We start from the raw sequence: 15027 nt of genomic DNA on the forward strand, positions 1-15027 counted from the left end.
CGTCTCACTCCGCCGGGACGGCCCGCCCCAGCGGCACCGCGGGCTCCTCCACGAAGGGGCGCTCAGGGTGCATGGTGAAGGCGAGGCCGGCGCCCACGAGGCAGAGGCCGATGGAGCCGACGAAGGGCAGCGTCCAGCTCCCCGTCATGTCGACGATCATGCCGAAGACGATCGGCGAGATGATCGCCGCCACCGCCGACCCGGTGTTCATCAAGCCGGCCGCGGTGCCCGAATAGGTCGGCGCGATGTCCATCGGCACGGACCAGATCGGACCGATGACGAGCTCGGCGAAGAAGAAGCCCGAGCTCAGGAGCAGCGCCACTAGGGTCAGGTCCTTGGTGAAGAATACCCCCGTCAGGCTCGCCGCCGCCCCGAGGAAGCCGACCACGATGACGCTGAGGCGGGCGAGCTTGAGGTTGCCGGTCTTCTTCAGGATGCGGTCGCTGAACACGCCGCCGAGCGTGTCGCCGACGACGCCGGCGAAGAAGACGCCCGAGGCGAACAGGGCCGAGTTCTTCAGGTCGAGACCGTAGTTGAGCTTGAAGAAGCTCGGCAGCCAGCCGAGGAACAGCCACAGGGTCCAGCCGTAGCAGAAGTAGGTCAGGGTGACGGGCAGGATCCGCATCGTCAGGCGGCCCCAGGGGATGTTCTGCTTGGCGCCGACCTTGCGCGGCTCGGGCAGAACCGCGAGCTCCTCCGGCGTGATGGCCGGATGGTCCTTCGGGTCGTCGCGGAAGTACAGGTACCAGACCACCACCCAGGCGAAGCTCGCGACGCCCAGGACGACGAAGCCGAGGCGCCAGCCCACATGGTAGATCAGCACGGCGACGATGGGCGGCGCCACCGCATTGCCGAGCCGGGCGAAGGCGTGGGTGATGCCCTGCGCGAAGCCGCGCTTGCCCGGCGCCGTCCAGTTCTGCATGGCGCGGGTGGCCGTGGGGAAGGTCGCGCCCTCGCCGAAGCCGAGCAGCACGCGGGCGAGGAACAGGCTGATCAGGCCGCCGACGAGGCCGGTCAGGATCGTGGCCGAGGCCCAGATCAGGCCGCAGACCAGGAGCGTGCGCCGGGCGCCGAACTTGTCGCCCACCGAGCCGCCGATGACCTGGAAGATGGCGTAGGGATAGGCGAAGGCGGACAGGATCAGGCCGAACTGGGTGTTCGACATGCCGAGATCCTTCATGATCTCGCCGCCCGCCGTCGCGATGTTCACCCGGTCGAGATAGGTGACGAAGTACATCAGGCAGAGCAGGAACAGCACCATGTTCGACGCGGAGACGCGTCGTTTGGCAGGGCCTGACGCGGAAACGCGTCCACTTGCTGGCGTCATCGGGGTTTCCTCCGGTTGAACGCGCCACCCCATCCGGTCTGTGCCGGGTTTATCGAAGGGGCGTGCGAATGCTGGGTCGGCTGGCGTTGCGAGTCTTCGTTTCTTCGAACGTCTGTTTCAGGTGTCCCCGTCGAATGTCCGGACGGGGATTCCCTCCCCCTCTGCGGGGGAGGGTGCCTGCGGAGCAGGCGGGAGAGGAGAAGCCCTCTCCGGATGGCGCGCTCCCCTCACCCGACCCGCTGACGCGGGCCACCCTCTCCCGCAGGGGGGAGAGGGGGACGCGGGCCGCATCCACGGTGTGAACACAGGCCAACACGCCGGAGCGGGGCGCGTCGTGCCCCCCTTAGTCGTCGAGGCCGGAGCGCAGGGCGTCCATGGCGGCCAGGACGCCGCCGCGTGCGTGCGGGACACCGCCGGCCTTCAGGCCCATCTCCACGCCGGAGAGGGCGGCCATGAGCATGAGATCGTTGGTCTCGCCGAGATGGCCGATGCGGAAGACCTTGCCGGCGACCTTGGCGAGGCCGGTGCCGAGGGACAGGTCGTACTTCTCGAGGATCAGGTTGCGCAGGGCGTCGGCGTCGTGGCCCTCCGGCATCACCACGGCGGTGAGCACCGGCGAGTACTCGGACGGCTCCTGGCACAGGACCTCCAGGCCCCAGGCCTCCACGGCGGCGCGGGTGGCGGCGGCGAGGCGCTGGTGACGGGCGAAGACCTGGGGCAGGCCCTCCTCCATCAGAATGGCGATGGCCTCGCGCAGGCCGTAGAGCAGGTTGGTGGCCGGCGTGTAGGGGAAGTAGCCCGCCGCGTTCGGCTTCAGCATCTCCTGCCAGTCCCAGTAGGACCGCGGCAGCGTCGCGGTCTTGGTGGCCGCGAGCGCCTTGTCGGAGAGGGCGACGAGGCCGAGGCCCGGGGGCAGCATCAGGCCCTTCTGCGAGCAGCTCACCGAGACGTCGACGCCCCATTCGTCGTGGGCATAGTCGGCCGAGCCGAGGCCCGAGATGGTGTCGACCAGGAACAGGGCCGGGTGGTTGGCCCGGTCGATGGCCTTGCGGATCTCGGCGATGCGGCTCGTGACGCCGGTCGACGTCTCGTTGTGCACCACCATCACGGCCTTGATCGACTTCGCCCGGTCCTCGGACAGGATCGCCTCGACCTTGGCCGGATCGACGCCCCGGCGCCAATCGCCCGGCACGAACTCGACCTCGATGCCCCAGCGGGTCGCCATCTGGCGCCACAGGGTGGCGAAGTGCCCGGTCTCGAACATCAGCACCCGGTCGCCGGCCGAGAGCGTGTTGACGATGGCGGCCTCCCAGGCCCCGGTGCCCGAGCCCGGGTAGAGGATCACCGGCGCGCGGGTCCGGAACACGGCCTGTGCCCCCTCCAGCACCGCCCGCCCGAGCTTGGCGAAATCGGGACCGCGGTGGTCGATCACCGGCATGTCCATGGCGCGCAGCACGCGCTCGGGCACCGGGCTCGGCCCCGGGATGTGCAGGAAGTGGCGTCCGGTCCGTGTCGTCATCGGGGGCCTCGCAGGCGTTTCAGGTGCGCCAGACGAAGCTGGCATCTCGCGGGACAGGCCGATCGCGGGACGGGGGCAACGCCACGGCGTCGAAGGGGCCACGGCGTCGAAGGGCGATCAGCGCTGGATTGTCGTCGATACGATCCGCATCTGGTTCGGTCGACCAAAAATTTGCATTCATTTTTGCGAGACACAAGCATTATTTTGCGCGCGATCGCCCTCGACCCCGGCGCGACCGGCTGATATTTCTGGAAGGATGATGCTCGATACCGTCCCGGATTCTGCGGTCGACCCGGAGACCGCGTCCCAGCCCCGGATCACGGGCGTGACGGTCGCCTCCCTGCACGGAGCCCTGCTGGCGCAGCTTCGCGACTACGTCGTCGAAGGCAACCTCGCCCCCGGGGCCCGGGTGCCGGAGCGCCTCCTCTGCGAACGCTTCGGCATCTCGCGCACCCCCCTGCGGGAAGCCCTCAAGGTCCTGGCCTCGGAGGGCTTGATCGACCTGTTGCCGAACCGCGGCGCCCGGGTGCGCCAGCTCGGCCCCGACGAGATGGTGGCGTTGTTCGACGTCATGGGCGGACTCGAGGCCCTGGCCGGCCGCCTCGCCTGTGAGAAGATCACCGAGGCGGGCTTCGCCGAGATCGAGCGCCTGCACCACGAAATGTACGCGGCCTATCTGCGCCGCGACCTGCACGGCTACTTCGCCGGCAACCAGGCGATCCACGACCGGATCGTCGAGGCGGCCGACAACGAGCCCCTGCGCACGACCTACGCGAATTTCGCCGGGCGCCTGCGCCGGGTGCGCTACGCCGCCAACCTGGACAAGGACCGCGACCGCTGGGGCGAGGCCATGCGCGAGCACGAGGAAATCCTCGATGCCCTGCGGCGCCGGGCCGGGCCGGAGCTCAGCGACATCCTGTTCCGTCACCTGCGCAACAAGCGCCGCGCCGCAGCGGTGCGGGAGACCGTGGCAGCCGGTGCCTGAGGGCCGCGCGGGATTTCGCGCCGGTCCCGTCGCCGGATTTCGTCGGAGCGGCTCAGGCGTCGCGCGCCGACAGGCGCTCGGCCTCGGCGCGGATCACCGCGGCCGCCCGGAGGATGCCCGTCTCGTCCACCTCCAGGTGGGTCGTGGCGCGGATCTGATGGGCGCCGATCGCCCGCACCCGGATGTCCTGGGCGAGGCAGGCCTGCGCGAAAGCGGCGGCCGTGACGCCGAGGGGCTCCACCGAGAAGCACAGGATGTTGGACTGGGCCGCGCCCGCGTCGATGGCGAGGCCGGGCGCCCCCGCGATCCGGTCGCGCAGCAGGGCCGCGTGGGCATTGTCGCGGACGAGCTGCTCGACATGGTGATCCAGGGCGTAGAGGCCGGCCGCCGCCAGGATGCCGGACTGGCGCATGGCTCCGCCGAGGCGGTACTTCCAGCGCCAGGCCTCGGTGATGAAATCCTGCGTCCCGCACAGGACGGCGCCGACCGGGCAGCCGAGGCCCTTGCTGAGGTCGATCCAGGCGCTGTCGAAGCCCTGGGCGTAATCCTTCGCGGCGATGCCGGTGGCGGCCACCGCGTTGAGGAGCCGGGCCCCGTCGATATGCGCGCGCAGGCCCCGTTCATGGGCGATGTCGCGGATGCGGCGCATGTCCGGAAGCGCCCAGACCGAGCCGCCCGAGAAACTCGTGGTCTGCTCGATCGAGACCAGGGCCGAGCGCGGCGCCGTGCGGGCCGGCGGGCGGATCGCCGCCGCGAAGGCCTCGGGCGTATAGACCCCCGCCGGGGTCTTCAGGGCCATCACGGACACCCCGCCGATGGCGGCCGAGCCGGCGGCCTCGGTGTTGTAGATGTGGGACTGGTCGTCGACGATGATCTCGTCGCCTGCACGCGTCTGCACCAGGATCGCCACGAGGTTGCACATCGTGCCGGAGGGCATGAAGACCCCCGCCTCCTGGCCGAGCAGGTCCGCCACCCGCTCGCAGAGCGCCAGGGTGGTGGGGTCGGAATCCGATTGTTCATCGCCCACCTCCGCCCGCGCCATGGCGTCCCGCATCCCCGGGGTCGGCCGCGTCTGGGTGTCGCTGAACAGGTCGATCATCTTGCAAGCCCGTTTGCATTCAAAATATCACCGGTATCTTAGCTCCGGCGTCTCAGACCGCCACCCCATCCGGCGGTCGCCACCCGGCATTCCGGTCCGGATGCCCATCCGCAACGCGAGGACGATGAAGCATGACCGCCACGGCTGAGCCATCGACCACGCCGCGGGCGGCGACCCGCACGCCCCGCGCGGCCACGCGGCAGAATGCGGGGCTCGCCCGGCACCTGGCCGAAGCCCTGCAGGGTGAGGCCCGCTTCGATTCCTTCACCCGGGGACGCTACGCCACGGACGCCTCGATCTACCAGATCATGCCGGCCGGCGTCGTGCTGCCCCGCTCCGCCGCCGACATCGCCGCGACCCTGAAGATCGCGGCCGAGCACGACGTGCCCGTGATCATGCGCGGCGGCGGCACCTCGCAGAACGGCCAGCCGATCGGGCACGGCCTCGTGGTCGATTGCTCGCGCTACTTCAACGGCATCACCGCCTACGATCCCGAGCAGGGCACCGTCACCGTCGAGCCCGGCATGGTGCTGGAACGCCTGAACAGCCGGGTGAAGGCAGAGGGCTGGTTCTTCCCCGTCGAGCCCTCCACCGCCACCCGCTGCACCATCGGCGGCATGGCCGGCAACAATTCCTGCGGCGCCCGCTCGCTGCGCTTCGGCAAGATGAGCGACAACGTCCTCGCCATCGACGCCCTGTTCCCCGACGGCACGGCCTTCGGCTTCGGGCTGACCGGCAACGGCGGCAGCGGCGTCACCGGTCCGGACCGGGCCGAGCACCTCGCCGCCGCGATGCGGGCGCTCGCCGAGGCGGAGCGCGACGAGATCCTGGCGCGCTACCCGCAGGTTCAGCGCCGGGTCGGCGGCTACAACCTCGACGCCCTGATCGAGGCGCGGCCGAACCTCGCCCACCTCCTCGTCGGCTCCGAGGGCACCCTGGCGGCCACCACCGCCGTCACCCTGAAGCTGTCCCGGCTGCCGACCCACCGGGTCATGGGCGTCTGCCACTTCCCGTCCTTCCGCTCCGCCATGGAGACCACGAAGGCGCTGGTCGACCTCGACCCGGTGGCGGTGGAGCTCGTCGACAACAACGTCCTGGTCCTCGGGGCCGACATCCCGCTGTTCCGCACCACCCTGGCCGACATCACCCGCGGCACGCCGAACTGCCTGCTGCTGGTGGAATTCGCCGGTGACGACCGCGACGCGCTGCTGGCCGACCTCCGGCGCCTCGACGCCTGCATGAGCGACCACGGCTTCCGGAACGCCGTGGTGGAGGTGCCGGAGCCCGTCCGGCAGAAATCGGTCTGGGAGGTGCGCGAGGCCTGCCTCAACATCATGATGTCGATGAAGGGCGATGCCAAGCCGGTCTCCTTCATCGAGGATTGCGCGGTGCCCCTGGAGCACCTGGCCGACTACACCGACACCGTCACCGAGGTCTTCACCCGACACGGTACCCGGGGCACCTGGTACGCCCACGCCTCGGTGGGCTGCCTGCACGTGCGCCCGATCCTCGACATGAAGCAGGGCGGCGACGTCGCCAAGATGCGGGCCATCGCCGAGGAGGCCAGCGCCGCCGTGCGCCGCTTCAAGGGCTCCTATTCGGGCGAGCACGGCGACGGCATCTCCCGGTCCGAATACATCGAGCCGATGTTCGGGGCCCGGCTCACCCGCGCCTTCGAGACGGTGAAGGACGGCTTCGACCCGGACAACCGCCTGAACCCCGGCAAGATCGTCCGTCCCCTGCGGATGGACGACCGCGCCCTGATGCGCTTCCAGCCGGGCTATGCGGTGACGCAGCCCGGCGCCACGGCCCTCGACTGGTCGGACTGGGGCGGGTTCGGCCCGGCCGTCGAGATGTGCAACAGCAACGGCACCTGCCGGAAGCTCGCCGGCGGCGCCATGTGCCCCTCCTACCGCGTCACCAAGGAGGAGCAGCACCTCACCCGGGGCCGGGCCAATTCCCTGCGGCTGGCGATCTCGGGGCAGCTCGGCGCGGACGCCTTCACCAGCCCCGAGATGAAGCGGACACTGGATCTCTGCGTCTCCTGCAAGGCCTGCCGGCGCGAATGCCCCACCGGCGTCGACATGGCCAAGATGAAGATCGAGTTCCTGCACCACTACCACGCCCGGCACGGCCTGCCCCTGAAGGAGCGGCTGGTGGCGGCGCTCCCGCTCTATGCCGGCACGGCGGCGCGCCTGGCGCCGCTCCTGAACCTGCGGGACCGCCTGCCGGCCCTGGCCCGGCTGTCCGAGCGCCTGGTCGGCCTCTCGGCCCGCCGGACCCTGCCGCAATGGCGCCGGCCCTGGCGCGAATCCGGGGAACCCGCCCATCCGGCCGACGTGTCCGGCGATTTTCGCGATGTCGTCCTGTTCGGCGACACCTTCAACCGGGCCTTCGAGCGCGAGAACCTGGAGGCGGCCGAGCGGGTGCTGGTCGCCGCCGGATACCGCCTGCACCGGGTCTTCCCCCATCGCGGCCGCCGCCCGCTCTGCTGCGGCCGGACCTACCTCGCCTCCGGCCAGACCGACCGGGCCCGGGCCGAGGCCCGGCGGACGCTGACCGCGCTGCTGCCCTTCATCCGCGCCGGCGCCCGGGTGGTCGGCCTCGAGCCGTCCTGCCTCCTGACCTTCCGGGACGAGTTCGCCTCGCTCCTCCCGGGACCCGAGGCGGCCAAGCTCGGGCGCGCGAGCTTCCTGTTCGAGGAATTGCTGGCCGCCGACCTCAAGGCCGGTCGGATCGACCTGCCGCTCGCCGACCAGGGCGGCCGGGTCGCCCATCTCCACGGCCATTGCCACCAGAAGGCCTTCGCGGCCATGGGCGCGGTGGAGACCGTCCTGCGTTCGGTGCCCGGCCTCGACGTCCGCCCGATCGAGTCGAGCTGCTGCGGAATGGCCGGTGCCTTCGGCTACGGCGCCGACACCATCGACGTGTCCCTGGCCATGGCCGAGCTGTCGCTGTTCCCGGCCCTGCGCCAAGCCGGTCCCGACGATCTCGTGGTCGCCGACGGCACCAGCTGCCGCCATCAGATTCACGACGGCCTCGGCCTGACCGCGCGTCACGTGGCACGCGTGCTCGACGACGCCCTCGCGACCTCGACACGACCCTCGGTCGCGTTGCGCAACGGAAAACCCTTCCTACCCCTGTGACCTCGACACGTTCTTCGTCCGCGTTTCGAAACGCAAAACGTGTCCTGCGGAGGTGAGCCGAACGATGCGCGTGTGCCACGACACGCGCATCGCCTTGCCCTTTTAAATTATGTACGTCATTTAAAAAGGAGAGGGGCCGGCGGATCGGACCCGCTGGGAGAGCGTCATGAGCCAAGTGAATCGCAGCCAAGTCATTCGAAAGACTGCCATTGTGACCGGAGCTTCCTCCGGCATCGGCCTCGCCAGCGTGCGGGCCCTGCACAAGGCCGGCTATCGCGTGTTCGGGACGAGCCGCCGCAGCAGCACCGTCCTGGGCGATGCCGGCACCCTCCTGACCTGCGACATCACCGACGAGGCATCGGTCACCGCCATGGTGAAGACGGTGCTCGACGAGACCGGCCGGATCGACCTCCTCGTCAACAATGCCGGCTTCGGCATCAGCGGTGGTGCCGAGGAATCGTCCATTTCCCAGGCCCAGGACCTGTTCGACGTGAACCTGTTCGGCGTGATCCGGGCGATCCGCGCCGTGCTCCCGACGATGCGCGCACAGAAGAGCGGGCGCATCATCAACATCAGCTCCGTGCTCGGCCTGATTCCGGCGCCCTACATGGCGCTCTACGCCGCCAGTAAACATGCGGTGGAAGGCTATTCGGAATCCCTCGACCACGAAATCCGCAGCCAGGGTATCCGCGTCGTCCTGGTCGAGCCCGCTTATACCCGCACCGCCTTCGACCAGAACCTGCTGGTAGCTGACGCTCAGCTCGACCTGTACGCCGAGGCCCGGGCCACTGCCGAGCAGTCGATGCGTGAAGCCATGGCCATCGCCGATGCTCCGGAGATCGTGGCCGATACCGTGCTTACCGCGGCCGAGGCATCCGTACCGCAGCGCCGCTACACAGCCGGCAAGGTCGCACGCCAGATCAGTCTGCTCCGGCGCTTCGCGCCCGCCCAGCTCTTCGACAAGAGCCTCCGCAAGCAGATGCACCTGCCGAACTGAGGCAGCGGGCGCTCAGAACTCCATGCCGAACTTGACCCGGACGTTGTGCCGCTCGAACTGGTTCAGGCCCAGCGCGCGACCGGCCAGGGTCGGGTCGGCATCGCGGCCCCAGACCTGCCCTGCATACGCCACCGTGAGCCAGATCTTCTCGGTGAAGCGGTGATGCAGGGCGGGGCCGACAGACAGGGCTTCGCTCTCCAAGTCATTGAGAAACGTGCCGTTGTAGCCCCGCAGGTAGCGGAGCTCCGGCCCGAGATAGGTGCTCTCGCCGACGCGGGCAATTAGGGCGTTCGACCAGAGAAATGTCGATGAACGGTAGCCCGCGGCGTCGGGTCCGCGCTGGCGACCGGCCGCGGGCTCGAAGCTGATGTTGCTGCCGTACCAGAGCTTGTCCGGCACCAGCTGGAGATCGAGCTGGAGCACGGTCTCCATGTCGAAAATGTCGGCACCGTTTCCCTCGATGGGCAGGACGCGGGCGAAGCGCGGCCGAAGTTCGAGAGCAAGCCCGAGCGGCTGATCCTTGTCGCCCTTCAGGAACTGGTACTTTACCTCGATGGAAACCCCGTCGAACGTCCCGTAGGACTTGTCGTCGAGATCGAGGATGTTGCGCACCTGATGGAATGTGCCGAACGCGCCGAGTTCGATACTTAGGCGGTCGATCGGATCGAACTGATACCCAAGCTTCGTGTCGAGGACCCGGTAGTGGCCCCCACGGGGGCCGGATAGCCGCTTGCCCAGGCGGGTAATCGTATCGACGACGACCTCCTGCTCCCCCTTCTCACCCGCATCGGAGCCTTCGGTGAAGCCGAAGAGATGCTCGGTGTCGACATCCTGGGACTTGCCGCCGCTACCGGCGCCCTGGTCGCCTTGTGTGTGTTTGTCGTTCTGCTTCTGCTTCTCCGCCTTCGAATCGGCCCGCTTCGCTTGGCCCTTCTCTAGCGCGGTATCCTTTCGGGCAGGGCCGGACTTACGGTCCGTCCCTGCCTTAACCGATGAATTTGCGGTTTCGGGGGGGGCCTTCTCAGTGGCGCCCAGAGCTATCGACGACAGCGCCACGACCATACCGAGGATGGACATGATCGGACGCACGCAACCGACAGTCATCAGGCGAAATCCTGCTTCGGCCCCCGACCGGATGACTGGTGGACCCACTTCATCAGCTTAGACACGGCTACGCTGATCCTGCCTGCTGCCGATGAGACACAGATCGAGAAAATGACGCTGCCGATGGATTAAGAGCACAGATTCCTGAACGAGGGAGGACCTGAACGGATTGCATCGGAAATTTCCGGATCCGTCTCTCCCGGTCGGAACGGCCGCGGTGTGGGGCGGTTTCTCTGACGCATCAGCCGGGAGATTGAACATGCGGATCATTGCGACAGCGTCGGCCCTCGCCCTCCTCACCTTCGGAAGCGTCGGAGCGGCCGAGGCCAAGGGCTGCATCAAGGGCGCGATCATCGGCGGAATCGCTGGACACTACCTCGCCGAGCGCGGGGTCGTCGGAGCGGTCGCGGGCTGCCTCGGCGGGCGCTACCTGGCGAACCGTCAGGCGAAGCGGCAGCGCGAGATCGACTACGGTTCGCGCGTGGAGCCCCGCGGTGCGGGTTACGGGCAGTACCAGGGACCGGCGCGCCGCAATTACAGCTACTGAAACCGGCCCCGGACCTGAGACCAGCGAACTCAGGTCCTGCTCCCGAGCGACGCGAACCGTAGCGGAGCGGCGGGGCGCGTCGCCATCCAGAGAACATGTTGTGGCCCGTCCGCCCCGCCATTGGCGTGGATGCGGTATTCGTCGACGACAAAGCCATGCACGCGCAGGCGGGCCTTGAAGCGTCGGTCGGGCTTGCCCGACCAGACTGCGAGGATTCCGCCGCTTCGCAGGGCGTAATGGGCCCGCCGCAAACCCCAGGCATCGTAAAGTCGGTCGTTCTCCCGTCGGGTCATCCCGGACGGGCCGTTGTCGACATCCAGCAGGATCGCATCGAAGCGCTCGGGTCCCGATTGGATCAGGCGATTCACGTCCGCCTCGACGATCTCCACCCGTGGATCGTCGAGACTGTCACCGAAGAGATGGGCGAGGGGACCACGAGCCCAGGTCACTACGGCTGGGATCAGTTCGGCGACAACGACCTTCGCATCCGGTCCGAGGGCGCCAAGGGCAGCGCGCAGGGTGAAGCCCATGCCCAATCCGCCGATCAGGATACGCGGCGCTGCGCGACCCGCGAGGCGTTCACAGGTGATGGTGGCGAGGGCCTTCTCCGAGCCACGATCGAGGTTCGTCATGAGCTCCGCTGTCCCGACCTGGATCGAGTAGGCATCTCCCTGCCGCAGCAGATTCAGCGAAGCGGAGCTTCCGGGAATGACGCTGGTGTCGCACAGGACCCAGGAAGGTGAGGACATCGAGGCTGGACTCCCTCCGCGACAGGGTTCGGTCGCGGCTGCCATCGCCTCATCCGAAATCCCGCGGAGGTCAACCTTGGTGGCGACCCAGCCTTTCTCCGTCAGTCAGACCAGGGCGCCGGACTGCGCCGGTGCGGCGGCGTGGGTGGCATCCACGCCGGCATTCGGAGCCTCCACGGCCTCGGCCGGGGCATGCGGCACACCGGCTCGTCGCTCCAGGGAGACGACGGTGCGGAAGGCGAGGGCGATCCCGGCGAGGCCGAACAGGACGGAGCCGAGTCCAACGCCGGCGATGACACCCTTGGGTCCGAAGACATGCGCGCCGATGAGGGCTGGTGGTACGGTGCCCAGGGTGGCGCGCCCCCAGTTCAGAGCAGTCGAATAGAACGGGAATCCCAGATTGTTGAACGAGGCGTTGGCCAGGAACAGCAGCCCGGTGAAGAACCAGACACCACCGCTGACGAGACAGAAGAAGCCGAACAGGTCGGCGGCAACGCCCTCAAGCGCGAAGAGGCGCGTCAGAGGGCCGGCTCCCAGGATCAGGGCCGTCCACACGACCACCACGTAGACGGCAGTGACCAGCGCGCCGTCACGCAGAACGCCACGCATGCGATCGAAGCGCGCTGCACCCCAGTTCTGACCGAGGATCGGTCCGATCGACCCGGACATCGCGAAGAGGCCACCGAACGCCACCGGGGTCAGGCGGTCGACCACCACGTTGCCAGCCACGGCGACCGCACCGAACTGTGCGAGCGCGTGAGCGATGAAGGCGCTCGCGACCGAGGGGGCGAGGTTCGTCAGCACCGCCGGCAGCGCAATCCGCATCACGACGGGCGCGTCCGCGATGACGTCAGCGAGTTTCGGTCGCGCGAGCATTCGATGCTGTCGGACACCCCACAGGCCGATGACCGCGAAGGTGGCGCGGGCAAAACAGGTCGTGATGGCTGCTCCGTCGACGCCGAGCCCGGCACCGAAGATCAGCAGGGGGTCGAGGCCGGCGGTGACGATGGCGCCCCCGAGGGTGACGTACATGGCCTGACGGGCAGCCCCGACCGCGCGCAGCAGTCCAGAGAACATCATGCCCGGCCCCATCAGCAGGTTGGAGGGCAGCGTAATCCAGAGAAAGCGTGTCGCCACCGGAAGGGTCTCGGCATCGGCGCCGATCCAACCGAGGAAGGTGGGCAGGAACGGCAGCATCGCCACAACAAGGAGGCCGGAGACGATGATCCCCTGGATGGTTCCGGAAGTGGCGAGGCGCCGCGCGCCCTCTTCATCCCCGGACCCGATAGCCCGCGAAACGAGCGCACCGGCGGCGATCATCAGCCCGATATTGATGGCGATGGCGAAGAACTGGACGATGGTGGCGAAGCCCACCGCTGCCGTCATGGTCGGATCTCCGAGCTTGGAGACGTAGAGCAAGGACAGAAAATCGACGACAAAGATCGCCATCAGCCCGATCGAGCCGGTGGCGCTCATCGTCACCACGTGGCGCAGGATCGATCCTTCGACGAACCGCGCCGCCCCGGATGTCGACTCAGGCATCCGTCCGCGCGTCCTGCTGCCGGGCTTGGTAGGCTTCGTCGGTCTCGAGCGTACGGGTCGCCGCCTCGCGCCTCTGCGATCCGATGATGTCGCGCGTCTCCGCGTTGAGCGCGCGGGAAGGCCGTTTCGGCTCCGTCAGCGGCTCTGGCTTGATCTCGTTGAGGCCACGGGCCCAGCTCATGGTATCTGTGAGTGCGCCCGCCTGCTGCAGGACGAGGCGGGCCACGTCACGCTTGCGCACATCCTCGGCGATGGCCGCAGCCGCCTCCGTGCTGAGCCCGAGACCCTCCAGGGTCGCACGGCCGAAGGCGAGGGCGGATTCGACGGTTTCGCGAAGCTGGAAGTCGACGTCCCGGTTCAACAGCTCGACGGAATGCATGCGGTCGAAGGCCCGCACATAGGTGCGCACGCTCGTGAATTCCTCGTGGACGATATCGACGATCTTGAGTGCGGCTTCGCTGTCGTCGATGCAGATGCAGACGAGTTCGGCCCGGCCGATGCCGGCCGCGCGCAGCACGTCTAGTCGGGTCCCGTCTCCATAATAGATGCGGAACCCGAAGCGGGCTGCACTGCGGATCTGCTCCACGTCCTTGTCGATCACCGTGACGCTGATGCCTTCGGCGAGCAGCACTTGGGTCAGGATCTGACCGAAGCGGCCGAAGCCGATGACGAGGACACGGGCTTCTGTGCTCTCAATAGCTTCCGGCATGGCCTCGGGCCCTTCGGGACGTCGAGCCAGTACGGCGTCGAGTGCCTTCGCCGCCACCGGACCGACCAGCATGGTCAGTGCCGCTAGCGCGACTGCGAAACGGGTGCTGCCCGGATCGACGAGGCCGAGTTCGCTGCCCGCCGGCAGCAGCACAAAGGCAAATTCACCTGCCGGCGCCAGGATGGCTCCGCCGCGTACAGCGTCGAGCCAGGGCGAGCCGAACAGGCGGAACAGAGTTGCGACCAACGCGACCTTGAGCAGGATCGCGCCGGCCGTCGCCCCCAGGAGGGTCGGCCATTCGGCCCTGAGCAGACCGCCGTCGATGGACATGCCCACGCTCATGAAGAACAGGCCGAGCAGCATGCCGCGGAACGGCTCGATATCGGCCTCGAGCTGATGGCGGAAGTTGGACTCGGCCAGGAGTACGCCGGCCAGGAACGCGCCCATCGCCATCGAGAGCCCGACATGTTCCATCAGCATCGCGGTGCCGAGCACCACGAGGAGGGCAGCCGCCGTCATGACCTCGCGGGCACCGCTGGCCGCCAGCAAGCCGAAGAATGGGTTGAGGCCGTAGCGCCCGACCAACACCACGGCGAAGATCGCCGCGCCCACCGTACCGGTGGACTGTAGGGCCGAAAGGAGCCAACCATCGCCGCCACCCGTGCCGGATGAGGCGACGAGCGGCATCAGTGCCAGGATGGCGACCACGGAAATGTCTTGGAACAGCAGCACTGCGAAGGCCCGCCCGCCATAGGGCGTGCCCATGTCGCCGCGCTCTTCCAGCAATTGCAGTGCGACGGCTGTGGCCGAGAGGGCGAGCGCGATGCCGATCACGAGGCTCGCCGAGGGCTTGGCCCCCATCAGGATCCCGACGCCTGCCAGAGCGGCTGAGCAGACAACGAGTTGGGCGGTGCCGAGGCCGAAGATATCCCGCCGCATCGAGACGAGCCGCGAGATCTGGAGTTCGAGACCTACGATGAAGAGCAGTAGCACCACGCCGAGTTCGGCGACGCTTGCCGCCGTCTCCGGCTCCGCGATCAGCGAAAAGCCGAAGGGCCCGATGACCACACCGGCGACGAGGTAGCCGAGCACAGCGCTCTGGCCGATGAGCCGGAAGATCGGCACGCCGATCACCGCCGCCGACAGGAACGTCAGCACGGGCGGCAGAAAGCTGACGTGGGTCGCGGCGCTTGCCATGAAAATCCGAGGTTGGATGCGAATCCAAGACGGCGATGGTCGACCCCGTTCGGAGAAGTCCAAGCGTGCCAGGCAACCCTGTCTTAACCAGTGGAAGCGCTACCGT

At 68.3% G+C, this 15027-nt stretch carries 11 protein-coding genes; 4 read left to right on the top strand and 7 right to left on the bottom strand.

Translation table 11 applies throughout. The features are described from left to right. Positions 1-4: 4 nt before the first annotated feature. A complete protein-coding gene (locus tag AC1MGR_RS09040; RefSeq protein WP_480234367.1) occupies positions 5-1327 on the bottom strand; it encodes an MFS transporter in 1323 nt (440 codons plus the stop codon). Between the two features lie 343 nt (positions 1328-1670). Then, positions 1671-2846, bottom strand: coding sequence for a pyridoxal-phosphate-dependent aminotransferase family protein (locus AC1MGR_RS09045; RefSeq protein ID WP_480234368.1), 1176 nt, complete (start codon positions 2844-2846; stop codon positions 1671-1673). A 259-nt stretch (positions 2847-3105) separates the two neighbouring features. On the opposite strand from AC1MGR_RS09045, the gene AC1MGR_RS09050 reads away from it, so the two are divergent. Continuing rightward, entirely contained in the window at positions 3106-3831 is a 726-nt protein-coding gene (locus AC1MGR_RS09050; protein WP_480234752.1) for a GntR family transcriptional regulator, read from the top strand. Positions 3832-3883: 52 nt separating this feature from the next. Here the strand turns inward: AC1MGR_RS09050 and AC1MGR_RS09055 are convergent, their stop codons facing one another. Continuing rightward, a complete protein-coding gene (locus tag AC1MGR_RS09055) occupies positions 3884-4930 on the bottom strand; it encodes a threonine aldolase family protein (RefSeq protein ID WP_108036595.1) in 1047 nt (348 codons plus the stop codon). A gap of 131 nt (positions 4931-5061) precedes the next feature. On the opposite strand from AC1MGR_RS09055, the gene AC1MGR_RS09060 reads away from it, so the two are divergent. Together AC1MGR_RS09060 and AC1MGR_RS09065 are read left to right on the top strand one after the other, a co-directional pair. After that, positions 5062-8076: an FAD-binding and (Fe-S)-binding domain-containing protein gene (locus tag AC1MGR_RS09060; RefSeq protein WP_480234369.1), complete on the top strand. Its 3015-nt coding sequence runs from the start codon at positions 5062-5064 to the stop codon at positions 8074-8076. A 166-nt stretch (positions 8077-8242) separates the two neighbouring features. Continuing rightward, complete coding sequence (locus AC1MGR_RS09065) at positions 8243-9073, top strand: oxidoreductase (protein ID WP_480234370.1); 831 nt, start codon at positions 8243-8245, stop codon at positions 9071-9073. Between the two features lie 12 nt (positions 9074-9085). On the opposite strand, the gene AC1MGR_RS09070 is transcribed toward AC1MGR_RS09065, so the two are convergent. After that, positions 9086-10177, bottom strand: a complete 1092-nt coding sequence (locus AC1MGR_RS09070; protein WP_480234371.1) for an acid shock protein — start codon at positions 10175-10177, stop codon at positions 9086-9088. A gap of 259 nt (positions 10178-10436) precedes the next feature. On the opposite strand from AC1MGR_RS09070, the gene AC1MGR_RS09075 reads away from it, so the two are divergent. Next, entirely contained in the window at positions 10437-10724 is a 288-nt protein-coding gene (locus AC1MGR_RS09075) for a hypothetical protein (protein ID WP_480234372.1), read from the top strand. A gap of 29 nt (positions 10725-10753) precedes the next feature. Here AC1MGR_RS09075 and AC1MGR_RS09080 read toward each other — a convergent pair whose 3' ends face one another. From AC1MGR_RS09080 to AC1MGR_RS09090, 3 genes are read right to left on the bottom strand one after another with little or no spacing between them, the layout of a single operon-like run. Further along, a complete protein-coding gene (locus AC1MGR_RS09080; RefSeq protein WP_480234373.1) occupies positions 10754-11518 on the bottom strand; it encodes a spermidine synthase in 765 nt (254 codons plus the stop codon). Between the two features lie 60 nt (positions 11519-11578). Beyond that, entirely contained in the window at positions 11579-13015 is a 1437-nt protein-coding gene (locus AC1MGR_RS09085) for an MATE family efflux transporter (protein WP_480234374.1), read from the bottom strand. After that, complete coding sequence (locus AC1MGR_RS09090; RefSeq protein ID WP_480234375.1) at positions 13008-14921, bottom strand: monovalent cation:proton antiporter-2 (CPA2) family protein; 1914 nt, start codon at positions 14919-14921, stop codon at positions 13008-13010. Before AC1MGR_RS09090 ends, AC1MGR_RS09085 begins: the two co-directional genes overlap by 8 nt. Positions 14922-15027 lie beyond the last annotated feature (106 nt).

Source organism: Methylobacterium sp. BI1 (assembly GCF_056680125.1).